The following is a 22990-nucleotide window of genomic DNA, read 5'->3' on the forward strand; positions in this document are numbered from 1 at the left end:
TCTAATTTTACAGCTTGTCTTTCAATTCCACTTTGTCTTTGACGCCTTTATTGACCAGATAGGTCGGGTAATAGCCGGACAGCACATCGGCGACGTTTTCCGCTGCCTTGCGCTTGAGTTCCGTTTCCGCTTCGATGGAATAAAATGCGGAATGCGGATTCAGAACAACATTATCCATCGCCAGTAGCGGATTGTCCGCAGCAATCGGTTCGGTTTCAAGCACGTCGAGGCCGGCACCGGCAATGCTTCCTGCCTGCAGCGCTTCGATCAATGCCTGTTCATCGATGATCGGCCCGCGAGCCGTGTTGATGATGAATGCGTCTTTCTTCATCATAGCGAATTCGCTGCGGCTTATCATTCCTTCTGTTTGCGCATTGAGCGGCACGTGGACAGAAAGGAAGTCCGAGCGCTGGCACAATTCTTCAAGTGTAACCAGTTCAACATTCTGTGCGGCCGCCACTTCCGGCGCCACGAACGGATCATAGGCGATGACATTCAAATCGAACGCCTTCGCTTTTCGCGCAACCGTCTGCGGGATGTTGCCGAAGCCGACAAGGCCGAGCGTCTGCCCCTGCAAGCGGTGGATCGGCACGGCCACTTTAAAGTCCCAATTGCCGTTTTTCACCGAACTGTTCAGCAGCGTCACTTTGCGCGCCAGCGACAGCAGCAATGCCATCGTATGGTTCGATACTTCGTCGAGGCAGTAATCGGTGACATTGCCGACGATGATGCCGTTTTCCGTTGCCGCATCGACGTCGATCGTGTTAAAGCCGACGCCGTAACGGGAAATGACTTTGCAGTTGTCGAGCTGTTCGATGACGTTGCGTGTGATTGGCGCATATTGGTTGATCAGGGCGTCGGCGTCTTTGCATGCGGCAATGACGTCGTCTTCCGTTTTGCATTGTTCAAAAGTCAGTTTGATGCCGAGCTTATCCAGAACGGCTTCTTCCGGTGCGAATGTGCTGTATTCGTAGTCGGTGACGACCACTTTGAATGGGCTCATGGGATTCTCTCCTTCAAGGTATAAATGTTTAACGAATTAACTTTAATAACCGATATTCCGCAAAACAGCTCGCTTGCCGCGGGCTTGCGTTGAGCTAACTCGGGCTTAGCGCCCGAGTGGATCTCAACACTTCGCTGGTCCCGCAGGCATCTCACTGTTTTGCTCCATATCTCTAGAGATTTCTCTCAGCGAAGGCGCGGCCCAGGACTGGACGAAGCAATAAGACGAGTGGTCTTCTCGGCTTATAGCGGGAGGCAAGGTCGCCAAGCGCAGATGGCGTACCTTTGCGACGAGCTGTGCGCAGGAGCATAATCTTTGCCCTGTCCAAAGCGCCGAAGCGTTGTGCACTAGATGACTCTTTGATTTAGATTGGTTTTACCACTCAGCAATCGAGCCGTCTTTATGGCGCCATACCGGGTTTCTCCAATTGTGGCCGATTTTCGCCTGTTCGCGGACGAAGTCTTCATTGATGGAAATGCCAAGACCTGCGTTTTGCAGCATGTCGACATAGCCGTCTTTGTATTCGAAGACCGATTTGTCATTCAGGTAATCGAGCAGATCGCTGCCCTGGTTGTAATGGATGCCGAGGCTCTGTTCCTGGATGAAAACGTTATGCGACGTGGCATCGACCTGCAGGCAGGATGCGAGTGCGATTGGGCCGAGCGGGCAATGCGGTGCAACGGCAACATCGTACGCTTCCGCCATCGCAAAGATTTTTTTGCATTCGGTGATTCCGCCGGCATGCGACAGATCCGGCTGGATGATGTCGACGTAGCCGTCCGACAGGATTTTCTTGAAATCCCATTTCGAGAACATGCGCTCACCCGTTGCAATCGGAATGTGGGTGATATGCGCGATTTCACGCAGGGCTTCATTGTTTTCCGGCAGAACCGGCTCTTCGATGAACATCGGGCGGAATTGCTCAAGTTCTTTGACGAGAATTTTCGCCATCGGTTTATGTACCCGGCCGTGGAAATCGATGCCGATGCCGATGTATTTGCCGACCGTTTCACGGACTGCCGCAATGCGTTCAATCGCCTGATCGACTTTTTCGTATGAATCGATGTACTGCAACTCTTCCGTACCGTTCATTTTCACAGCGCTGAAGCCGGCTGCAACTGCCTGTTTCGCAGCGACGCCGACATCATTCGGACGGTCTCCGCCGATCCACGAGTAGACGCGGACCGAATCGCGGACGGCTCCGCCCATCAGTTCGGAGATCGGTGCATTGTGGTATTTCCCTTTGATGTCCCAAAGCGCTTGGTCAATCCCGGCGATTGCGCTCATCAAAATCGGGCCTCCACGGTAAAAACCAGAACGGTACATGGTCTGCCACAAATCCTCGATGCGGCGCGGGTCTTTGCCGATCAGGTAATCACTCAGTTCGTGCACTGCGGCCTCCACTGTAGCTGCGCGCCCCTCGATAACGGGTTCTCCCCAGCCGACAATGCCCTGGTCGGTTTCCATTTTTAAAAACAGCCATCTCGGCGGAACGATAAATGTTTCCAGCTTCGTGATTTTCACAATAGAACCCTCGTTTCTTTTTGTATGATCAAACGGTCGGTTTTTCGCTTTTCGCTCGCGAAAAGCATCCATTTGTCTTGTGACCTTGGTTTTTGAAGAGATTTTGGTGAGAATAAAACCTGATAGGACTCGTAATCAGCTGCTTATGCTGGTTTTTCTAAGTAGATGTTCGATGAATTGGCGTATATCCGCGTTCAGGCGATTTTTTCCGCGTTCAGTGGGATAATTCCGCGTTCAGAAAATTAATTCCGCGTTCAGCGAGATATTTCCGCGCTCAAAAAATTATATCCGCGTTCGACGATTTCCCACCCGATTTCCTTCTTGCTCGAGAGAAACGAAGGAGCAAATCACGCTGACGTAACGTCAGCTTTAATCGGATTAACGCCAAAAAGCGCTTCTGTCAGCGCTTTTAGCTTCTTGCATTTTTAATTTTTTCGATGAATTGGCGGGAAACGTCGGTCAGGACTTCGTAGCGTTCTTCCGCGATTGCTTTGCTGTCGACGAGAGAACCGCCCACGCCTACTGCAACCGCCCCATTCTTGATGAAGGTTTCGACATTGTCGAGCGTTACGCCGCCGGTCGGCATTACCGGGACATGGCTCAGCGGCCCCTGCAGGTCTTTGATGTAATTGGTGCCCAGTGCGCCGCCCGGGAATACTTTCAACAGGTCGGCCCCCGCCGAATAGGCGTTGAGGATTTCCGTTGGCGTCATGACGCCCGGAATCGAAATACGCCCGTAACGGTTGGTCATCTGGATTGTTTCGATATCGAATGTTGGGCAGAAGATGAAATCCGACCCGGCATCGATGGCCATTTTGGCGGATGGTGCGTCGAGAACGGTTCCGGCGCCGACAAGGACGCGGTCGCCGAATTTCTCTTTCAGTTCACGGATCATGCCGAGTGCGCCCGGCGTGTCCAATGTGATTTCAAGGGCACCGGTGCCCCCTTCGACAAGCGCTTCCGCGATGTGGTGGATCTGTGATTGTTCGGGTTTACGGATGACTGCGATGAGTCCCGCTTCTTTCAGGCGAATAAGGTTTTCCCATTTTTTCATGGCCGTTTCCTCCTCGATTTAGCGTTTTACGTCGCGGTTTGCACCAGCCGGCTTCATGAAGCGTTCAACTGCTTCGAATGTCGGCAGCCCTTCGATGTCGCCGCTGACACCGACGACCATTGCCCCGATGGCATTGGCACGGCGAACAGCCTGTTCCAATGGTTCTTTACGCAATAAGCCGCTGATGACGCCTGCGGCAAAACCGTCTCCGGCACCGACTGGATCGACGATACGGTCCACCGGAAAGCCTTCGACATACGTTTTTTGATCTTTTGCATGCAAGTAAGCGCCTTTATCGCCAAGCTTGATGATGATGATTTTGTCGCTGTCGCCAGCGAGTGTCTGTGCTACCGCTTCGACGTCCGTTTCACCGGTCATCAGCTGGCCTTCATCGAGGCCCGGCAGAATGACTTCGGCGTGTTCGGCAATTTCATTGAACGTCTTTTTGGCCTGGTCGGCACTCCATAATTTGAGGCGCAGGTTCGGATCGAATACCACGATGGTGCCGTTGCGCTTTGCGATTTCAATCGCTTCCATCGCGGTTGCAAGGGCCGATTCGCTGAGCGCCGGTGTGATGCCGCTGATATGGAGGATACGTGCGGCGGCAATTGCGCCGCCATCCAGTTCTTTCGGCTGCATCAGGCTTGCGGCAGATCCTTTCCGGTAATAATAGACGTTCATGTCTTCCGGTGATAATTGTTCTTTGAACAGGAGGCCGGTCGGAGCTTCGTCTGACAGCAGGCAGGATGAGACGTCGACGCCTTCTCCGCGTATGCTTTTCAGCACAAAGCGGCCGAACGGGTCATTGCCGAGTTTGCTGAACCAGGTGACGGAATGGCCAAGTCTCGTGAGGCCGATTGCCACGTTCGATTCCGCTCCTCCGATTTTTTTCGGAAAATGGTGGATGTATTCCAGCGGCAGCATCTGCTCAGGCTGGAACAACACCATCGTTTCACCGAATGTAAATACTTCTGATTTCTCCATTTAAGACACAACCTTCTCTATCATGTTTCCGGATTTTATTACTCTGGAATAAAGAACATCGTGATAGCCGGAACGAATGTCAGGAACAATAACGTAACGAGCATTGAAATGACGAATGGCATCACCGCACGGGACAGCGATTCGATCGATACGCCGGAAATTCCTGATGCGACGAATAAGTTGACCCCGACTGGTGGTGTGAAGAAACCGATTGCCAGGTTGACGACCATCAGGATACCGAAATGGACCGGATCGTATCCGATCTGTACTGCGATCGGCAGCAGGATCGGCGTCAGGATGATGATGGCGGCCAGCGTATCCATGAACATGCCGACGACGAGCAACAGCAACATGATCAATAGGATGATGACGTATTGGTTCGTGGAAACCGACAGCATAGCGTCGGCAATTTGGACCGGCACCTGCTCGATTGTCAAAAGACGCCCGAACGCATTCGCCGTTCCGACGATGATCAGCACAGTCGCTGTCGTCAACGCGGAATCGATGATAACTTTCGGCAAATCACGGATTTTCAACGCGCGGTAAAGAACCATCGCGGCAAATAACCCGTAGACTACTGCGATAACCGCAGCTTCTGTTGGCGTAAAGTAACCACCATAGATACCTCCAAGAATAATGATCGGGATGAGCAATGCCCATTTCGCATCCCAGAAAGCGAGACCGATTTTTTTCAATGAAGTCTTTTCATCAAGGCCTTTATAGCCTTTGCTTCTCGAATAGAAGTAAGCCCAGGCGATCATCGAAAGTCCAACAAGGATACCCGGAACGATACCGGCGATGAAAAGGTCGCCGATTGAAACGCTTCCGGTTACACCGTAGATGACCATCGGGATACTCGGCGGAATGATAACGCCGATTGAGCCGGCTGCCGCTACGGTAGCTGTGGCGAATTTAATGTCGTAACCCTGGCGCACCATGGCCGGAATCATGATTCCGCCGATTGCCGCAACTGTCGCGGGACCGGAACCGGAAATGGCCGCAAAGAACATACATGTGATGATCGTTGCAATAGCGAAACCGCCGGTTCTGTTGCCGACAAGCGCGTTTGCTACATTAAAGAGGCGTTCGGAAATGCCGCCCTTGCCCATGATTTCTCCGGCAAGGATAAAGAATGGAACTGCCATCAGCGGAAAGGAATCGACCGACGTGATCAATTCTTTCGCGAGGAATTCAACCGGCAGACTGCCTGTATACATGATTGTGATAAGTGTTGATAAGCCGATTGCGATACCAATTGGCACCGTCAGAATCAGCAAAAGCGCAAAGCTGCCAAATAAGACTGCAATAGTCATTCTATAAACCTCCTAGATGTATCATTCCGGGCTTACCCTAGTTTCTCGAGTTCTTTGTCTACTTGCATTTCATGCTTCAGCGCTTTGATGTGTTTGATCAGGTTCTGCAGCAGGCGGATCAGCGTCAAGCCCATGCCGACCGGTGCGGCCAAATAGATAAGTCCCATCGGAATCTGGTTGGCCGGAGATTTCTGGCCGAAAGAAAGCAATTGCATCGCAATGTCCGTGCCGTATCGGATTACAAAGATGGCGAAGACAATAAAAAGAAGGTTGGCGATGATTGTCAAAATGATTTTGCCTTTGTTTTTCAATACCAATAACAGAACGTCCACTTTGATGTGGCGGTCTTTCTTGACGCCGTAGCTGATGCCGATGTAGACGAGCCAGATAAAGCTGTAGCGCGCCAATTCCTCAGACCAGGACAGGGAGCTGTCGAATTGTCTCATGACCACTTGCAGGAAAATGACTGCTACCATTACCGCGGAAAAAAGAACCAGGAATACTTCCTCGATATGCCGGTCTAACCAATGTAGGATTTTCATGTCGGTCTCCTTTATTAATAAGTATTTATACATTTAGGGGGAATGTGTTGATATGTAAAGAAGGGTTGATGAATACAGTAAATAGCAAGAAAACGGCTTTGAGGAAACATCCCCCCCAAAGCCGTTACTTATTTATTACTCTAACTCTGCTTCAGCTTCTGCGACAGCGTCGTAGACTTCCTGAACAGTTTCTTTACCGATTTTTTCTGCGTACTCGTCAAGGACCGGCTGAACGATTTCAACCATTTCCGCGCGTGCTTCAGGAGTTACGTCGTTGTAGTTCATTCCTTCAGCTTTCAATTCTTCAGCATATTCTGCAACAGCTTCGCGGTTAAGTTTCCGGTTAAGCGCGCCAGCTTCAACAGCGGCTTCTGTTACGATTGTTTGCTGCTCTTCAGTCAATCCGTCAAAGAATTCTTTGCTCATCAGGAATACGAATGGGCTGTAGATGTGGTGCGTTGTAGAAACGTAATCCTGCACTTCGTAGAAACCTTGCAGGTAGATAGTCGGGATCGGGTTTTCCTGTCCATCGACAGTACCTTGCTGCATTGCTGTAAACAATTCACCGAATGCCATTGGCGTCGGGTTAGCTCCCAGTGCTTTGAAAGCATCAAGGTGCAAATCATTTTCCATTGTACGAAGTTTCAAGCCTTCGAAATCACTCGCAGTTTCGATTGCGCGTTCGTTGTTTGTTACATCACGGAATCCGTTTTCCCAGTAAGCAAGACCAACCAGGCTCTGGTCTTCAAGCATACCAAGGAATTTATCGCCGACTTCGCCGTCCAAAACTTTATCCGCAACTTCTTCGTTAGGGAACAGGAACGGGAAATCAAATACGCTGAATTCTGGTACAAAGTTAGCGATTGGTGCTGTTGAAGGAATAGTTACTTCCTGTGAACCAAGTTGCAGTGCTTCAGTCATTGCGCGGTCATCGCCCAATTGGCTGCTGTGGTAAGTTTCAACTTTGATCGCGCCATCAGTTTTTTCTTCCACGATTTTTTTCCATTCCAATAATGCCAAGTACTGTGGGTGTGAATCGTTAAGGCCGATACCAGCGCGGATTGTTTTCGTTTCGCCTGATGCTTCTCCTTCGTTTTCAGATCCTTCAGCAGCTTCTTCGTTGCCTCCGCATGCTGCAAGAACCAATACCATCATTGCCAATACGAACAAAGAAAATAATTTTTTCATGTTAGTCTCCCCTTTTTCATGTTTTATTTTGTGGAAAATGTGTAAACGACTTTATATGGTGAAGCCTGTGTAACCGGGTTTACTTTTTGACAACGGCGTGGCCGCCGAATTCGTTGCGCAGTGCCGCTACGACTTTACCGGTGAAGGTATCGTCTTCGAGCGAACGGTAGCGCATGAGAAGGGACATCGTGATGACCGGAGCCGGCACCTGAAGATCAAGCGCGGTTTCAACCGTCCATTTCCCTTCACCCGACGAGTGCATAACCCCGCGGATTTCTTCCAGTTTCGGATCTTTCGAAAATGCATTCTCGACCAATTCCATGAGCCATGAACGGATGACGGAACCATTGTTCCAGACTTTCGCCACGCCTTCCAGGTCATAATCGTAATCGCTCTTCTCGAGGATATCGAAGCCTTCAGCCATTGCCTGCATCATGCCGTACTCGATGCCGTTGTGAATCATCTTAAGAAAGTGGCCGCTGCCGAGTTCGCCGGTGTAGAAATAACCGTTTTCGACAGACACATCCTTGAAGACGGGTTCGATGATCTTGAATGCTTCCGGGTCGCCGCCGATCATCGTACAGATTCCTTCACGCGCACCGGAAATTCCGCCGCTTGTGCCGCAATCCATAAAGTGGATGCCGTTTTCTTTCAGGCTTGCGCCCAGCCGCACCGATTCTTTGTAATTGGAGTTTCCTCCGTCGATGACGATATCGCCTTCGTCAAGAAGCGGTTTCAATGTCGCAATGACATTTTCCGTAATCTCGCCGTGCGGCACCAGCATCATCAGAACCCGGGGTTGCTCCAGTTGTTGGACGACTTCTTCCAATGTATATGCGCCAATCGCGCCGTCCGCTGCGATTTTGTCCACTAGTTCGCGGTTCGCATCGTGTGCAACGACTTGGTGGCCATTGTCCATCATGTTAAGTGCCAGGTTGTAGCCCATCTTGCCGACGCCAATCATAGCTAACTTCATAAATGTAACCCCTTTCTTTTTACTTCAGAAAACAATTTGGCGCTTTTCAAAATTTAAAGTATGTTATAGCCAAATCCAATAATTTTTTTATTATTTTTTTGCTGTTTTGGTGAATCTATCTGCCGGGGCACTTGCAGTTAAAATATCCTGCGGAAATAAATTCCGTATAGCTATTTTGAATAAAAGCTTTTAGATTGCTTTGTGTGTCTTTTTTGTGACTGAAAGAGCAGAATGTAACCCCTTCCATAAACTTCATTATAAACGGTGCGGAAATAATTTCAACTATTATTTTCAATTATCGAAAAAAGTTTTATCTGCAAAATTAAAAAAGGCGGAATTTAGTTCCACAATGGTGCATATATAGGAAGAGATTGGATGATTTCTTCGTATTGCGCGGCTTGCAAGATAAACAATTCAGAGGTACAGCTTGTTGGCGAGCGGCCAAAAATGCAATGGCGATCATAAAATGGCGGATGGCGATCATAAAAGACGAAATGCCGATCATAAAAGGCGAAATGCCGATCATAAAAGGTGAAATGCCGATCATATCCTCTTAAAACAGACGTCATTGTGCGATTTTCGTGTTCACGAGTGGCGGCATAGCCATTGTATTGTTCAGTTTCCCTTATTTATTGATGCAAATAAAAAACAACCGGCTTTTCGCGGACGAAAAACCGGTTGCTCTCAATTTGCTCTAAATCATTTCCACCCGCAGCCAGCCGCGGACGCTGTTGATGAACCAGACAGCATCCCATTCGCCCAGTTCTTCTTTCCGGAGGATCTTTTCTGTTATTTCTCCTGCATCAAGCAGCTGCTGGCGGAATGTACCCGGCAGCAAGCCGCAACTCACTGGCGGGGTAAAGAATTCGCCGTCTTTCTCCACGACCACATTGCCGATTGCAAACTCCGTGAGTTCTTCGTTTTCATTCCATAATAAAACGGAAAAAGCTTCCGGCGGCTTCTTTTCAACTGCTTCTTCATACACCTGCCGGTACGTAGTTTTGTGATAAAGAAAAGCATTGCCGCTGTCGACAGGTGCGGCGGCAAGCGCGCATTTCACCGGTTCAGCAATCGCCGCCGTTTCCTGTGCTTCGATGCTAATATTCCCGTCGCGGTCGAGCAGCAGGCGCACTTTATAGGAGCCGGCCGGATTTTCGGCCGCAATGCGCGAAAGGTGATCCCCTATAGAGGAGCGGTCGGCCGGAAAACTGAAATAGGCAGCGGACTCAACCAGGCGCGTCATATGATACGCCAATAAGGGATAATGGCCGTTCTCCAGTTTCAGTGATTCCAGCAGCTGAAATGCCGGCCGGCGTGCTGTCAGCACCTCAGCTTTGGTCTGCAATTCCCGGAATTCCCCTTCGGAAGTCGAATCCCATGTCACCCCGCCGCCGACGCCGTAACGCGCCGTGCCTTCATTCGCATCGATGATGACCGTTCGGATCGGCACATTAAAGACGGCATTTTTGTCCGGGGTCACAAATCCGATGGCGCCGCAATACGCTTCGCGCGGTGTCGCTTCCAGTTCCGCGATGGTGTGCATCGTGCTGATTTTCGGGGCGCCTGTAATTGAGCCGCATGGGAACAACGCCTTGAACCAGTCAAGGATGTCCAGCTCCGGCGCGAGTTCCGCTTCGATTGTGGAAGTCATCTGGTGGACCGTCGGATACGTTTCCACCTCAAAGAGCCTGTCCACTTTCACCGTACCCTTTTTGGCGAGCCGGCTCATGTCATTGCGCAGCAGGTCGACGATCATCAGGTTTTCCGCCTGCTCCTTTTCGGAAGCCAGCAGTTCGGCGATTCGTTCCTTGTCTTCTTCAAGTGTGCGGCCTCGCGCCGCTGTGCCTTTCATCGGCTTTGTGGTGAGCCGCCCGTTGTCGACCCGAAAAAAAAGCTCGGGCGAAGCAGACAGGATCCGCTGATTGCCGATGTTCAAATAGGCGCCGTAGCCTGCCTGCTGATTGCGCGCAAGCTGACGGTAAAACGCGGCGTCACTCCCCCTGAAGTCAGCGTGCAGCCGTTCCGTGTAATTGACCTGGTATGTATCGCCTTCTTCGATTGCCTGTTTTATTTTCCGGATGCCTTCCTTATAAGCTTCCGGCGTACCGGCCATCTGCCAGTCGGATACGTGATAGTCTGTTGGACCCGAAGATTCGGCAAGCCCGGTCGGTTCCGGGTGATGCGGCTTCTCGAAAATGCCGAACCAGACCAGCGGGAAATCGCCGGCGGGCCGGACTTCCATCGCGGCGTTAAAAGCCGGCGCCGCTTCATAGGAAACAAATCCCGCCGCATAATAGCCCTGATCGGCTGCTTCGTCGAGCTGCTTGAGGATGCCGGCCACTTCGCCGATGTTGTGGGTCTGCAGAATGCGCACCGGATTGCTGAATGCCAGCGGTTCGACGATTCCGTCTGCGTTGCGGAATTCAAAGAGAAGATACGGATTGTCCATTTGCTTCACCTTCCCTTTTTCGCGCAAGCCAGGCTTTCGACTGTCCGTAATAATTCTCAAGCATCTTATAGCCTTCTGACGTCATGATCGATTCGGGGTGGAATTGGATACCGGCAATAGGCAAATGGCGGTGCCTGACACCCATGATCACTCCGTCTTCTGTTTCACAGCTGATTTCAAGGCTGGCGGGCAGGCTGGTGGGTTCCGCCACCAGCGAATGGTAGCGGGTAATGCGCGTAGGCGAAGCAACGCCTTCGAACAACCCTCTCCCATCGTGAGACATGGGCGCAGTTTTGCCGTGCATCGGCTGGCGGCCTTTCACGATGCGGCCGCCGAAAAATTCGACAATCGCCTGATGGCCGAGACAGACCCCGAGGATCGGAATGTCACCGCCCAAGTTTGCCAGGATGTCGCGTGTCGCTCCGCCCTCTGCCGGCCGGCCGGGTCCAGGCGACAGCACGATAAGTTCCGGTCCGAGCTCTTTCACCGATTGCGCCGTAATGGCATCGTTCTGGAATACCCGCACCTCGCCCGCTATCTGCTCGAGGTAATGCACCAGATTATATGTAAATGAATCGTGATTATCGATGGTCACAATCATGTTCGCACCTCTTCTGAAGGAATTTATATCCTTTCTATTATAAGGGATGAATGGCACCGGTGCCAGACACCCGCGCTATTCGCACCCTCTCAACCCTTCATGCCCGGATTGCCTTTCATGCCGTGCCACAGATCCGTCTGCTCAATCTGTCGCGCCAATTGCAGCAGGAGATGCTCCTGCCCTTTGCCGGCCATGACCTGCACACCGAGAGGCAAGCCGCTTTCGGTGACGTGCACCGGAATCGACACCGCCGGCTGGCCGGTAAGATTGGCGAGTTGCGTATACGGCGTGTAGGCAAGACTCGGCAGAAACATGTTGTAGATGAGCTCTTGCTGTGCCGCCATGGTCGTTGCCCGTTCCATATTGCTGAGAAGTTCTGCCTGTGACTCCTTGCTATGCGTCAGTTCACCAACCTTTGGCGCCGGATAGGCGGTCGCCGGTGTCAGGTAAAAGTCGTAACGTTCATGAAGCGCAGCCATTTTCGCCGCAGCCGCATCCCAGGACGCAATGCTTGCCGAATAGTCCGCCGCTGAAACCTGGAGACCCGCCTGGCTCAGGAGCCACGATTCGATTTCCATATCATCTGCAGTCAATACACGGTCTGCCATTTTTTCGAGATTGCGCGCAAGCAACGCCATTTCTCCGCTGTTCATCAAGTAATAATCCTGCATCAGGCTGATGCCGTCAATGCCGTTGTCTTTTTCTTCTACGATATGCCCCTGCTGTCCCAGCCATTTGACTGTGTTCATGACCGCTTGGCGCGCCTCTTCGGACACCGGCGTCCCGACAGGTGATTCAACCGCAAAAGCGATTTTCAGGGGCTGTGAAAACTCTCTATCCATCTCTTCGCGATATTTCCCGGGAAATAGAGGGGTGTGGAAAGCGGCGGCCGGCTGTACAGTCTGCAATAAATCCAGCATTGCTGAACTGTCGCGCACTGTTTTGGTTAATGCAAAATCAATTGAAGCTCCCTGCCACTGGCGGCCGGCGCCCGGTCCGACCGGCATGCGGCCGCGCGTCGGCTTCAGGCCGAACAAACCGGTGAACGAAGCCGGAATGCGGATCGAGCCACCGCCGTCACTCGCGCCCGCTAAAGGCACGATGCCGGAAGCTACGGCAGCGGCAGAACCGCCGCTTGAGCCACCGGGGGAATAATCTGGATTCCACGGGTTGCGGCTTGCTCCGTAAAGTTCCGGTTCACTGATGTTCTTCAATCCGAATTCCGGCGTATTGGTATGGCCGACAAAACTGAAACCTGCACTGCGCAGTTTGGCGGTCAAATGCGAATCCTGTCCGGCTCTCATTTCTTTCAGCAGTTTCGAGCCGGCCGTCAGCCTCTCGCCTTCCAATGCCTGCGAGATGTTCTTCAGCGCCATAGGCACACCGGCAAAGTCACCCGGGGTTACTGCCTTTAATTCCTTTACCGCCCGTTCTTTGCGTGTTTCGGTAAAGGCATTCAATACCGGGTCCACCTGTTCGAGCCGCTGGAAACTCAAGTCCAGCAGTTCTTCCGCGCTGACTTCTTTTTTTTGCAGTAATGCGGCCATGCCTACCGCATCCAAGCCCATGTATTCCTTCAATTTCATCTCCATACCCCTTCCGTGTAAAGCTGTTTCTTCTATGATATAAAGGAATTATAACACCTCTTCCTTTTCCATCATCTGGTGACAGTTCAATTTTTGTTCACATAGTTGTCCAAAAAGCCGTGATTTTTTAAAATACAGCCATTGACTTTCTCGGCATATCCCTTACAATTGATATTGAGAATCATTTTCATTTGAAATGGTTTATCATACATAAAATCAGAAGGAGCGAAAGTATACATGAAAAAGCTATTGTTTTTGGTTATTGCGTTAACTGCATTGATCCTTGCAGCCTGTGGCGGCCAGGATGAAGAAAATACGTCAACAGATACTTCCGGCGAGACAAATGAAAGCAAAGAAGTTAACCTTTATACAGCGCGTCATTACGATGTCGACGATGAGTTATATGCAGATTTCGAAGAAGAAACAGGCATTAAAGTGAATGTTATTAAAGGCGAAGCCGATGAATTGCTTGAGCGTATCAAACGCGAAGGCGACGCAACGCAAGCGGATGTGTTCCTGACAGCTGACGCTGGACGCCTGCACCGCGCGAAATCGGATGATTTGCTGCAGCCGGTATCAAGCGACCTGTTGGATGAGCAAGTTCCCGCTAACTTCCAGGACAGCGACCAAATGTGGTACGGCCTGACGAAGCGCGCTCGTGTTATTCTATATGATAAAGAAACTGTTCAACCGGAAGAGCTTTCCACTTATGAAGCTCTGACTGAAGAAGAATGGAATGGCCGCGTGCTGATCCGCAGTTCTGAAAATATCTATAACCAATCCCTGTTGGCATCGTTCATTGAAATCAATGGCGAAGAAGAAGCCAAAGAATGGGCAGCCGGCATGGTTGAGAATTTCGCACGTGATCCCGAAGGCGGAGACCGCGACCAGGCGAAAGCCATTGCAGCCGGTATCGGCGATGTAGCCATCGTGAACACATATTATTTCGGCCAGATGCTGAATTCGGAAGACCCTGAAGAAGTGAAAGTTGCTGAAGGTTTGGGCGTATTCTTCCCGAACCAGGATACAACTGGCACGCACATCAATGTCAGCGGCGCTGGCGTTGTGAAAGCGGCGAAAAACAAGGAAAATGCGGTTAAATTGCTTGAATTCCTGTCGGCTCCTGAAGCCCAGGAAACATTTGCGGCAGCCAATTACGAGTACCCGGTAAATGAAAATGTTGAACCAAGCGAATTATTGACATCATGGGGCGAGTTTAAAGAGCAGGACATCCCTTTGTCCACTCTTGGCGAACATAACTCGAAATCTATTTTGATCTTCAATGAAGTCGGCTGGAAATAAAGAAAAGCGCAAGCGCCTGTTCAGCTCTGAAAGGCATAAGGCAAACCAGTGAAGTGGCGCTCTTTGCCACGCAGCTGGGTTGACTTATGTCCCGAAGAGCTAGGCGCTGGAGTCTGGACATGTAAAGACTCCAACAAAGAACATTCAGCCTAAAAATAATCTGATTTTTTTATTCCATTAAAAAAAATACTAATGCCCCTGTTGCAACTTTATTTGCAGCAGGGGATTTCTTACGATTGGAAAGAGGTGCCAGAAACGTGCAACACAGATTCGCAAATGTAAATGTTTGGACAGTCAGTGCGGTGATTATCATCCTCTTGCTGTTCCTCCCGAACCTGACGATTGTAGCCGGCCTGTTCACCCCTTCCAACGAAAATTGGGAGCATATGAAAGAATTCGTGCTATGGGGATTCGTAAAAAATTCATTGATCCTGACCGTGGCAACGGCATTCTTCACCATTATGATCGGCTTAAGCCTGGCGTGGCTTATTGCTCAATATGATTTTCCGATGCGCCGTTTCCTGAAATGGGCCCTGATCCTTCCACTGTCCATTCCGCCGTTTATCGGTGCCTATACGTACCACGGCATGCTGAGCCATACGGGGGTTGTACAAACTACCTTGCGCGATGGTTTTGGTGTGGCGACCAACCCCGCCCTGTTCGATATCATGAATTTGCCGGGTGCGATTTTCATTTACACAATGTTCCTGTACCCTTACGTTTACTCAATTACACAAGTCTACCTTTCCCGGCAATCCGCGTCATTGATCGAGAGCACACGCATTCTTGGCAAAGGGCCATGGAAGACTTTCTTTCAGGTAGTTTTGCCGATTTCGCGGATTTCTATCATTGCGGGAGCCAGCCTGGTCGTTCTTGAGGTACTAAATGACTATGGTGTGGTAAAATATTATGGTGTTCAAACATTTACAACTGCCATTTTCCAAACCTGGTTCGGATTGGGCGACATCGAGTCATCGATCAAACTTGCCGCTTCACTGATGGGCTTTGTGATCCTGATCCTGATGATCGAAAAAATCCTCCGGGGCAGACGGCAATACAGTTATTCAACAACAAAGGTCCGCCCCCTTCCCCTGATCAAACTGACAGGCTGGAAAGCGGCAGCGGCGGCAGGTTATGGCTTTGCCATCCTGTCACTGGCCTTTTTTATACCGGTCGCGCAATTGATCGACTGGACCATTTTGACCTTCGGCACCATTCCGATGGGGGAATTTATGGTATATGTTAAGAATTCCGTTTTTGTCGCCGGTCTCAGCGCTACCCTGATCATCGTCTTCGCACTCATTGTCGGCAACTTCGCCCGCATGGTGCGGGGCCGCCTCGGCAAGCTGTTGCCGAGGCTGACGGTTCTCGGCTATTCGATACCCGGCGCTGTCATCGCCGTGGCTGTGGTTACCGCCTTTATCGGGCTGGACCGCTTCCTGGCGCCTGTCTACGCATGGGCCGGTTTCAGCACGACGCTCGTCCTGAGTGTCAGCATCGTGTTGCTTGTAACAGCGTATATCATCCGATTCTTCGCCATCGGCTACAATTCCATTGAAACCGGCTATGATAAGATCGGCACCGATTTCCGGGATGCATCGCGCATCCTGGGTTACGGTGTCACGAAAACGTTCTTCAAAGTCGACGTGCCCATGATGAAAGGCGCCATCATCAGCGGCTTTATCCTGGTATTCATCGATGTGCTGAAGGAAATCCCTTTGACACTGATTCTGCGCCCGTTCAATTTTGATACACTTTCCACGAAAGCTTTTCAATACGCAAGTGATGAAAAAATCATGGAAGCCTCCCAGGCTTCATTGCTGATTGTCGGTATTAGTGCCCTGGCCATTGTATTCTTTTATAAGTTCCTTGAAAGGGAGTTGGATTAGTATGTTTGTGGCTATCGAAGACGTCTGTTTTTCGTACTCAAATGCAAAAACCAAAGCACTGGATAATTTCACACTGAAGATTGAAAAAGGGGAAGTCATCTCCATTCTCGGTCGCAGCGGCAGCGGCAAAAGCACGGTGCTGCGCCTGCTGGCGGGTCTCGAAAAACCTGAAAAGGGTCGCCTCGTCATTCAGGATGAAGTGCTTTTCGACAATAAAACCTTTTTGCAGCCCGAAAAACGCGGCATCGGCATGGTATTCCAGGATTACGCACTTTTCCCTCATTTGACCGTTGCCGAGAACATCCTGTTCGGCCTGTTCCGGATGAAAAAATCCAACAAGAAGAAGCGTCTCAAGGAAGTGCTCGAACTCGTGGAGCTGCAGGATTTTGAAAAACGCTACCCGCATCAATTGAGCGGCGGCCAGCAGCAGCGTGTCGCCATTGCGCGCGCTGTTGCTCCCAATCCGCACCTGATCCTGCTGGATGAACCGTTCAGCAACCTGGATGCAGAACTTCAAGGAAAAATCCGAGAAGAGTTGCGCGACATCCTGAAAAAGGCGAATATCACTTCGATATTCGTTACCCATGATGAAAAGGATGCGCACATTCTTGCGGACCGCATTGTCCGTTTGAAAGACGGCCGCATCGATTTCATCGGACGTCCCTGCGATATGCTCGATACCTACCGACAACCGGGCATGCAGCAGTCAACAACCGAAGGCTTCGTCGAGAAAAGCCTGATCGGTATATAAAAAGTAAAATCCCTGCAAACTCGGTTGACGAGTTGCAGGGATTTTTTTAGTTTTTTTGATTCGGGCTTTGGCAGCGTGTGAGGTTCTCAGGAAGTGCTGCTTATTCAGGACAGCATAATCTAACTGAACAAGATCGAGTTTCTACAAGTTGAGCACAAACTTGCGTTTGCCTGAATTATCCGCTCCACTCTTACCAAAAATGTACAGCAACCAGAAGAAGCCGCCGAAAAACTCACATTATCGGCGAAATCAGCTTCGCAATATTCTGTTTCACCTGTGCTTTCCAGGACTGCCCAGCAAATGTCTCTTTTGTAAGTTCAGTGGATAGCTCTTTATCCCGAAAGAAGATATCCGCCATTTCCAGCGCTGACTGCGAATCGTAAACAAAGGCATTCAACTCGAAATTCAAGGCAAAGCTGCGAATATCCATATTGGCCGAACCGACCGAATAGACTTTCCGGTCAACAATCAGGGTCTTTGCATGCATGAACCCATTCTTGTAGCTAAGAATTTTTACGCCATCCTGAAGCAGTTCACGGACAAATGAGAGGGTCGCGGAATGGACAAATATGTGGTCCGCCTTATCAGGAATCATAATCTGAACGTCAACACCTCCAAGCGCAGCAGTTCGCAGCGCATCTATAATAGACTTATCCGGAGTAAAATACGGCGTCTGCAAATAGATGGAATCACGGGCATGATAAATCATTTTCAAGTAACCGTTTTTTATGTCTTCATGTATTTCCAAAGGGCCGCTTGCGACAATCTGTACAGAAGAACCATCTTTATTATGCACCTTCGGGAAATATTTTTCGGCATACTTCATTGGATATTTTTCAGTTGCCTGATTCCAATCGATGAAAAACCGATTTTGCAGTGAATGGACAATTTCTCCTTTAAGCCGGAGATGCGTATCCCGCCAATAGCCGAGCTCCTTTTCTTTTCCAACGTATTCGTCACCGATATTAAAGCCGCCAATATAACCGATTATGCCATCAATCACCACGAGTTTTCGATGATTCCGATTGTTCAACTGCAGATTCCAACCGGCTAAAACAGCCGGCAAAAATGCCGAAGCCTTTCCTCCTGCTTTTGTAAACTCATCAAAAAAATTTTTCGGCAGACTTTTCGAACCCAAACCATCGTACAAAAAAAGCACTTTTACACCTTGCCTGGATTTTTCCGTCAACAAAGCCAATAGATCTGTCCCCAGATCATCATTTTTTACAATGAAATATTGCAGATGAATGTGATTCTGTGCCTGCCTTATATCTTCGAATAAATCTTCGAATTTCCTTGTGCCATCATTGTATATTTTTATTTCAGCGGCTTTCGACAAAGGGGCGTCTGTTCTGGTTAAATTCATCCGGATCAAATCCTGCATTTCTTCCGCAACTGGTGAAAGATCTCTGAGGTTTCCGGATTCCAACTCTTCCCGCTGCCGATCTATCATCTCCTGAAAATCCTTATTTTCATAAGCATTCAGGCGATTCAACCGCTTCCACCTTAGCGGTTTACCGAATAGCAGATAAAGGAAAAAGCCAAGGACCGGGATAAAGAAAAGGATTAATATCCACGCCCATGCCGAAGAAGCCGTTTTCCTTTTATCGAATAAAATGAAAAATGCCAACCCAAAATTCACCAGTATAAATACGTTGCTTAAGGTGCTCCACCATTCAAATGAAATCTTAATCTCCCCCCCCGGCACGGCTTTTCTACACTGTTGGTTTCACAAAGGTTTTATTCATTCCATACCCAACTTGCTTTCAATATAACGGTCTTTGCCTAATTTGCAAAGGCCTGCGGAAAAGAAAAGCCATCGCAATATTTGCGATGGCTCCGTTCAGTCTTCTTCCTCAATCTCTTCTTCCAATCCTTCAGTCGGCACTTTTTCCGGCGTTATATCTTCATCGTCGGTGTCTCCACAAGCCGAGAGCATTCCGATAGACAGAAATGCAGCTGCACTGAGCTTCCACCATTTAGATTGAATCATCCGATTCCCTCCTTTCGGTTGTTCCCGTTATGACAGCAATACTTTTCTATCCCCCTCAGACTTTGTTGAAACACTTGATGGTTGTGTCGATACTATTATCTAATGAATCCATTCATAAAACTTTCTCTGGTCTAAAACAGGCTGCCGCTCATTTTACTGTCTCGTTACACTTGCTGACCTTTTTTCGGTCGCTGCTTAATAGCCACCGTCTTCTTCTTCTTCCTCCATGTCAACTTCGGGCTCTACCGGTTCTTCATCGCCGCATGCCGCCAACATTCCCAGCGCCAAAAAGGTCGCTGCTCCAAGTTTCGGCCATTTTGCTGGTGCCATTTGAAACCCTCCCATCATTTGATGTTTCTCAAACTTTTCACTACTCCTTCTATACCCCCTTCAGTTTCCTTATACACTCTTTACGTTTTATTTTGGCATATGGAGCGACTATCATCACCACCACCTATGAACGACTCTAATCCCCACCGGCCGTTCTTGATTCGATGTCCAGCCTTTGAATTGTGTCTAAATTGCTCGGGTGACTGTAGTCTGGCACCTTCACGAATGTTCAGTTCCCCCAGGCCGATGTCTGTTTTCTCAAACGGCCGTAATATGCCCATATGCGGAAGATGAATGTGCCGAATATCAGAACAGCAATCATGAATAAACCGCTGCTGTTCCATACAAACCAATCCTGAATTGTATCTGCACTCATCATAATGTTGATGATGAAATAAATATAAAAAGCAACAAGCGGAAAGAACAATACCGTGTACGTAATCGCGATGCGCTTCGCATGTTTGAGGCGGCTGCTCCTATCGCTGTATAGCTGTGGCCGCTCTTCATTTTCTTCGTACGCTTGGCTCCAGATCGTCCAGTTCTCCATATTCGAGTACGAAACGAATTTTTCCTTCCATCCCGCTTCCCGGTGAATCGCATAATAACTTTCGGTCGGACCCCTTTGATAATCCACCCGGTAAGCGATACGCCGCGGTTCCCCTTTTATGAAATAAAATACGTTGCCTATTTTATTGACCCGATGCAGATGGAAGCCTCTCAGTTCCATGGACTCCAGCCACTGCTCCATTTTGTCGGGCGAATAAATCCAGGCAAACTTCACTTTTCTTACCAAGCGGCCCGCTTTCTTTAATTCCTTTTCCGTCTGTGGGTCCAGGTGCCGGTGCATGGAAACCGCATCAAGTTTTACTGTTCCTTGCAGCTTCCGGTTCGTCCGCGTAATTTTGACTATCGAATAAATGCCGAAGATCACACTGCCTAACACAAAGGCCATAAATAGATACGTCACGATCCACATAGGGCTTTCTTCGATATTACTCCCTCCATACTGTATCCAGGAAGACATCATCGAAATAGTAAAATTCAAAAGTATAATTGCGAAATAAAAAATCATAGGGAGAAATAAGTAAGTAAGAAACCGATTGTGCTTAACGATTCCATCCCGGACCGGAGAAGTCTGAATCGCGGTTTCCGGTTGGCTGTTCGAACTGAACTTCCAATTGCCAGCGGTGGCGATGTGCCCCCATCCTTCTTCCTGCAATGTTTTCGGCAATACAGATGATTTTATTTTATCGTACGCAATGCGGTAAATCCGCGTTTCCGTCTCCCGTTCCTGAAAATAAAAGCAGCGTGTCCAGCGATTCAGCCTTTCAAATATCAATCCGTTTCCCGCCATATCTGCGAGCCACTCTTCTGTTTTTTGTACGTCATAACTCCATAACGGCTTGTATACTTTCTTCACTTGAACCCCTCCTCAAACGCGATGGCATTGCGATGTACTTCCTTGATCCTGACGATTTCTGCCTTCATCAATTCTTTGCCGGCTTCCGTAATTTCATAGACAGTTTTCCGCTGTTCATCAGCGAAAACTGTAATCACACCGTCCTTCTGCATTTTCATCAGCGTGCCATAAACAGTTCCGGAGCCAAGCTTCAACCGGCCCGCCGTAATTTCTTCCACATGCTTGACGATGCCGTAGCCATGCCGCGGCTCGGTCAGGGACAATAAAATATAGAAAGCCGTTTCGGTCATCGGCACATATTTCTTCAGCATTTTTTGGATGTCCACGGGCAACCCTCTTCTTTACTATGTCATACCTCGACTATATCACGTCGTGACATAAAGTGAGAATCTTTTTTTGAAAATGTAAGACTTTTGTGGGGTTCTTGTTTATCGGCAATTTCGATTTATCAGCGGTTTTTTCAGGTTTATCAGCGATTTTCGGAGGTTTATCAGCGATTTTTTCGGGTTTATCGGCGATTGCCTAATTATCCGCCAACAAAAAACGCAAAGCGACTCCACTTTCAAGTCGCTTTGCGTTGTTTTATTCCATCAGGTACCAGCCGCCTGGCCACCGCTTCCACAAATTTTTCACACCGTGCCAGATCATGCTCCTGGGGGCTCAACTCCACTTTCAATACGGCTGCAAGTTGCGTCTGATCGAAAAGCATATCCCGAAAGCGGTTGACAGCTCCGCAATATTCAGCAAAAAAGCTGTCGCCGGTGCCAAACACTGCCGTAACGACACTCTTGCAATCGGCATTCTCAAAATGCCGATACACCCTTTGCATGTCATGCGGAATCTCTCCGCTGCCCCATGTGTAAGTGCCCACCAGTACCACATCGAAATCACCAATCTTTTCCTGACAGAACTCCCTCGGGCCCAACACACGGACATCCGTCCACCGCTTCTGCGCACATTCCAGCAGCATACCCGCCAATTCCGCGGTGTTGCCGGTGACTGAACTGTAGACGATGGCGATTGCCGGTTTACAATTCATCAAACCCATTGGACTGGGACACTTTCGAATAGGTTCGTGATTTCTGTTCAAAGAAATCCGACTTTGTGCCGTTCATCATGTCGTCGCCGAACACCTGAATCCACGGCATCGGGTTGCTGCGTTCTTCGTAGAGATTTTTCATGCCGAGCTGGCGCAGGCGTTTATTGGCCAGGTATTCGACGTAATCGCCGAATTCGTCCAGGTCGAGCCCTTCGATATCCCCCAATATATACGCGGCCCATTCCTTCTCGAGCTGCACGGCATGGTCGACCGTTTTATAAATGTAATTGATGTTTTCTTCATTGTTCAACTCCGGATTCTCCGTCAACAGGATCCGCACGAACTGGCCGATAAAGTAAGCGTGCTGCATCTCGTCGCGCTGGATATAGCTGATCATCGTGCTCGTTTTCAGCATCTTCTGCTGGCGCGCCAGGTGATAGAAGAACGCGAAGCCGGCATAGAAATAAATGCCTTCAAGGTTGATCGAATTGATGCCAAGCTTGAACAGGCTTTGCGGCGTCGGATTTTGGCGGAATTCCTCATAGGCTTCGAGAATCGATTCATTGCGCTTCCGCACCACCGGATCGCTTTTCGCCTGATTGAAGCGGTCATTCTGTTCGGCCACTGACACAAGCGAACTCAAAATATAGGAATACGATTCGTTATGGACCGCTTCCTGCTGGGAAATGACGGCGAAGATCGCCTTGAAACTTGAGTCGGTGACATAATCCATCGCCATCGTCATCGTCGGTGTCTGCAAGGAATCGAGCGATGCCAGCTGCGTATTGATGCGCAGAAACACGTCGCGTTCCGTATCCGTCAGGTGATCCCATTGCTTGATGTCATCCTGCATATTGATTTCCTGCGCTTTCCAGAAATTCGACAGAAGCGTCTGATACAGATCGTACATCTGCGGATAGGCAATATCGTTCCAATTCAATAAACCGGAAGATTTGCCGTTCAGAATGCCGGTAGATTTGTTCGGATGCTCCGGGTTGAGCAATTTGATCTTTGTTAACGGTGTATGGACTGTCATCATAAATCCT

21 protein-coding genes are annotated in these 22990 nt (G+C 49.4%); 3 read left to right on the forward strand and 18 right to left on the reverse strand.

The window, feature by feature from the left end; translation table 11 throughout:
* Nucleotides 1-7 precede the first annotated feature (7 nt).
* The 11 genes from DIJ65_RS03295 to DIJ65_RS03345 form a co-directional block, all read right to left on the reverse strand.
* Nucleotides 8-1003 (reverse strand): C-terminal binding protein, encoded by a 996-nt coding sequence (locus DIJ65_RS03295; RefSeq protein WP_117299279.1) that lies wholly within the window; start codon nt 1001-1003, stop codon nt 8-10.
* Nucleotides 1004-1378: 375 nt separating this feature from the next.
* Nucleotides 1379-2527, reverse strand: a complete 1149-nt coding sequence (gene dgoD / locus DIJ65_RS03300) for a galactonate dehydratase (protein ID WP_117299277.1) — start codon at nt 2525-2527, stop codon at nt 1379-1381.
* Between the two features lie 409 nt (nt 2528-2936).
* Nucleotides 2937-3581, reverse strand: a complete 645-nt coding sequence (locus tag DIJ65_RS03305; RefSeq protein WP_117299275.1) for a bifunctional 4-hydroxy-2-oxoglutarate aldolase/2-dehydro-3-deoxy-phosphogluconate aldolase — start codon at nt 3579-3581, stop codon at nt 2937-2939.
* A gap of 18 nt (nt 3582-3599) precedes the next feature.
* Nucleotides 3600-4565 (reverse strand): sugar kinase, encoded by a 966-nt coding sequence (locus DIJ65_RS03310; protein ID WP_117299273.1) that lies wholly within the window; start codon nt 4563-4565, stop codon nt 3600-3602.
* A gap of 38 nt (nt 4566-4603) precedes the next feature.
* The gene (locus DIJ65_RS03315) at nt 4604-5878 is read right to left on the reverse strand and encodes a TRAP transporter large permease (RefSeq protein WP_117299271.1); all 1275 of its coding nucleotides are present in this window, start codon (nt 5876-5878) and stop codon (nt 4604-4606) included.
* Nucleotides 5879-5910: 32 nt separating this feature from the next.
* Nucleotides 5911-6420 carry a TRAP transporter small permease gene (locus DIJ65_RS03320; RefSeq protein ID WP_117299268.1) on the reverse strand — a complete coding sequence of 170 codons (510 nt, stop codon included), beginning with the start codon at nt 6418-6420 and terminating at the stop codon, nt 5911-5913.
* 135 nt (nt 6421-6555) lie between these two features.
* Nucleotides 6556-7608, reverse strand: coding sequence for a TRAP transporter substrate-binding protein (locus tag DIJ65_RS03325; protein ID WP_117299266.1), 1053 nt, complete (start codon nt 7606-7608; stop codon nt 6556-6558).
* A 79-nt stretch (nt 7609-7687) separates the two neighbouring features.
* Nucleotides 7688-8584: a phosphogluconate dehydrogenase (NAD(+)-dependent, decarboxylating) gene (gene gnd / locus DIJ65_RS03330; RefSeq protein ID WP_071151985.1), complete on the reverse strand. Its 897-nt coding sequence runs from the start codon at nt 8582-8584 to the stop codon at nt 7688-7690.
* 694 nt (nt 8585-9278) lie between these two features.
* A complete protein-coding gene (pabB, locus tag DIJ65_RS03335) occupies nt 9279-11033 on the reverse strand; it encodes an aminodeoxychorismate synthase component I (protein ID WP_071151987.1) in 1755 nt (584 codons plus the stop codon).
* A complete protein-coding gene (locus tag DIJ65_RS03340; RefSeq protein WP_071151988.1) occupies nt 11008-11634 on the reverse strand; it encodes an anthranilate synthase component II in 627 nt (208 codons plus the stop codon). The genes pabB and DIJ65_RS03340 overlap by 26 nt, the downstream gene beginning before the upstream one ends.
* Nucleotides 11635-11723: 89 nt before the next feature.
* Nucleotides 11724-13220 (reverse strand): amidase, encoded by a 1497-nt coding sequence (locus tag DIJ65_RS03345; protein WP_117299264.1) that lies wholly within the window; start codon nt 13218-13220, stop codon nt 11724-11726.
* 237 nt (nt 13221-13457) lie between these two features.
* Between DIJ65_RS03345 and DIJ65_RS03350 the strand changes: the two genes are divergently transcribed.
* From DIJ65_RS03350 to DIJ65_RS03360, 3 genes are all read left to right on the forward strand, one after another.
* On the forward strand, nt 13458-14522 hold the full coding sequence (locus tag DIJ65_RS03350) for a Fe(3+) ABC transporter substrate-binding protein (protein ID WP_071151989.1): 1065 nt from the start codon (nt 13458-13460) through the stop codon (nt 14520-14522).
* Between the two features lie 257 nt (nt 14523-14779).
* Nucleotides 14780-16411 carry an ABC transporter permease gene (locus tag DIJ65_RS03355; protein WP_117299262.1) on the forward strand — a complete coding sequence of 544 codons (1632 nt, stop codon included), beginning with the start codon at nt 14780-14782 and terminating at the stop codon, nt 16409-16411.
* Between the two features lies 1 nt (nt 16412).
* Nucleotides 16413-17162, forward strand: a complete 750-nt coding sequence (locus DIJ65_RS03360; RefSeq protein WP_071151990.1) for an ABC transporter ATP-binding protein — start codon at nt 16413-16415, stop codon at nt 17160-17162.
* A 232-nt stretch (nt 17163-17394) separates the two neighbouring features.
* Here the strand turns inward: DIJ65_RS03360 and cls are convergent, their stop codons facing one another.
* The 7 genes from cls to DIJ65_RS03385 form a co-directional block, all read right to left on the reverse strand.
* Nucleotides 17395-18804 carry a cardiolipin synthase gene (gene cls / locus DIJ65_RS03365; protein WP_230321255.1) on the reverse strand — a complete coding sequence of 470 codons (1410 nt, stop codon included), beginning with the start codon at nt 18802-18804 and terminating at the stop codon, nt 17395-17397.
* Nucleotides 18805-19005: 201 nt separating this feature from the next.
* Complete coding sequence (locus tag DIJ65_RS16235) at nt 19006-19155, reverse strand: hypothetical protein (protein WP_154718709.1); 150 nt, start codon at nt 19153-19155, stop codon at nt 19006-19008.
* A 195-nt stretch (nt 19156-19350) separates the two neighbouring features.
* Complete coding sequence (locus DIJ65_RS16485) at nt 19351-19485, reverse strand: hypothetical protein (protein ID WP_260678686.1); 135 nt, start codon at nt 19483-19485, stop codon at nt 19351-19353.
* A 229-nt stretch (nt 19486-19714) separates the two neighbouring features.
* On the reverse strand, nt 19715-20905 hold the full coding sequence (locus DIJ65_RS03370) for a DUF2812 domain-containing protein (protein WP_117299260.1): 1191 nt from the start codon (nt 20903-20905) through the stop codon (nt 19715-19717).
* Nucleotides 20902-21231: a PadR family transcriptional regulator gene (locus DIJ65_RS03375; protein WP_185959481.1), complete on the reverse strand. Its 330-nt coding sequence runs from the start codon at nt 21229-21231 to the stop codon at nt 20902-20904. Before DIJ65_RS03375 ends, DIJ65_RS03370 begins: the two co-directional genes overlap by 4 nt.
* A gap of 236 nt (nt 21232-21467) precedes the next feature.
* Nucleotides 21468-21953 carry a flavodoxin domain-containing protein gene (locus tag DIJ65_RS03380; protein WP_117299256.1) on the reverse strand — a complete coding sequence of 162 codons (486 nt, stop codon included), beginning with the start codon at nt 21951-21953 and terminating at the stop codon, nt 21468-21470.
* Nucleotides 21934-22980 carry a ribonucleotide-diphosphate reductase subunit beta gene (locus DIJ65_RS03385; RefSeq protein WP_117299254.1) on the reverse strand — a complete coding sequence of 349 codons (1047 nt, stop codon included), beginning with the start codon at nt 22978-22980 and terminating at the stop codon, nt 21934-21936. Before DIJ65_RS03385 ends, DIJ65_RS03380 begins: the two co-directional genes overlap by 20 nt.
* Nucleotides 22981-22990 lie beyond the last annotated feature (10 nt).

The sequence above is a fragment of the Planococcus salinarum genome (genome assembly GCF_007004625.1).
Lineage (GTDB): Bacteria > Bacillota > Bacilli > Bacillales_A > Planococcaceae > Planococcus > Planococcus salinarum.

Excerpts from the sequence above, each read along its gene's own strand:
- DIJ65_RS03295 (WP_117299279.1), bottom strand. The coding sequence starts at position 1,003 with ATGAGCCCATTCAAAGTGGTCGTCACCGACTACGAATACAGCACATTC.
- DIJ65_RS03305 (WP_117299275.1), bottom strand. The coding sequence starts at position 3,581 with ATGAAAAAATGGGAAAACCTTATTCGCCTGAAAGAAGCGGGACTCATC.
- DIJ65_RS03310 (WP_117299273.1), bottom strand. The coding sequence starts at position 4,565 with ATGGAGAAATCAGAAGTATTTACATTCGGTGAAACGATGGTGTTGTTC.
- DIJ65_RS03315 (WP_117299271.1), bottom strand. The coding sequence starts at position 5,878 with ATGACTATTGCAGTCTTATTTGGCAGCTTTGCGCTTTTGCTGATTCTG.
- DIJ65_RS03320 (WP_117299268.1), bottom strand. The coding sequence starts at position 6,420 with ATGAAAATCCTACATTGGTTAGACCGGCATATCGAGGAAGTATTCCTG.
- DIJ65_RS03325 (WP_117299266.1), bottom strand. The coding sequence starts at position 7,608 with ATGAAAAAATTATTTTCTTTGTTCGTATTGGCAATGATGGTATTGGTT.
- gnd (WP_071151985.1), bottom strand. The coding sequence starts at position 8,584 with ATGAAGTTAGCTATGATTGGCGTCGGCAAGATGGGCTACAACCTGGCA.
- pabB (WP_071151987.1), bottom strand. The coding sequence starts at position 11,033 with ATGGACAATCCGTATCTTCTCTTTGAATTCCGCAACGCAGACGGAATC.
- DIJ65_RS03340 (WP_071151988.1), bottom strand. The coding sequence starts at position 11,634 with ATGATTGTGACCATCGATAATCACGATTCATTTACATATAATCTGGTG.
- DIJ65_RS03345 (WP_117299264.1), bottom strand. The coding sequence starts at position 13,220 with ATGAAATTGAAGGAATACATGGGCTTGGATGCGGTAGGCATGGCCGCA.
- DIJ65_RS03350 (WP_071151989.1), top strand. The coding sequence starts at position 13,458 with ATGAAAAAGCTATTGTTTTTGGTTATTGCGTTAACTGCATTGATCCTT.
- DIJ65_RS03360 (WP_071151990.1), top strand. The coding sequence starts at position 16,413 with ATGTTTGTGGCTATCGAAGACGTCTGTTTTTCGTACTCAAATGCAAAA.
- DIJ65_RS16235 (WP_154718709.1), bottom strand. The coding sequence starts at position 19,155 with ATGATTCAATCTAAATGGTGGAAGCTCAGTGCAGCTGCATTTCTGTCT.
- DIJ65_RS16485 (WP_260678686.1), bottom strand. The coding sequence starts at position 19,485 with ATGGCACCAGCAAAATGGCCGAAACTTGGAGCAGCGACCTTTTTGGCG.
- DIJ65_RS03380 (WP_117299256.1), bottom strand. The coding sequence starts at position 21,953 with ATGGGTTTGATGAATTGTAAACCGGCAATCGCCATCGTCTACAGTTCA.
- DIJ65_RS03385 (WP_117299254.1), bottom strand. The coding sequence starts at position 22,980 with ATGACAGTCCATACACCGTTAACAAAGATCAAATTGCTCAACCCGGAG.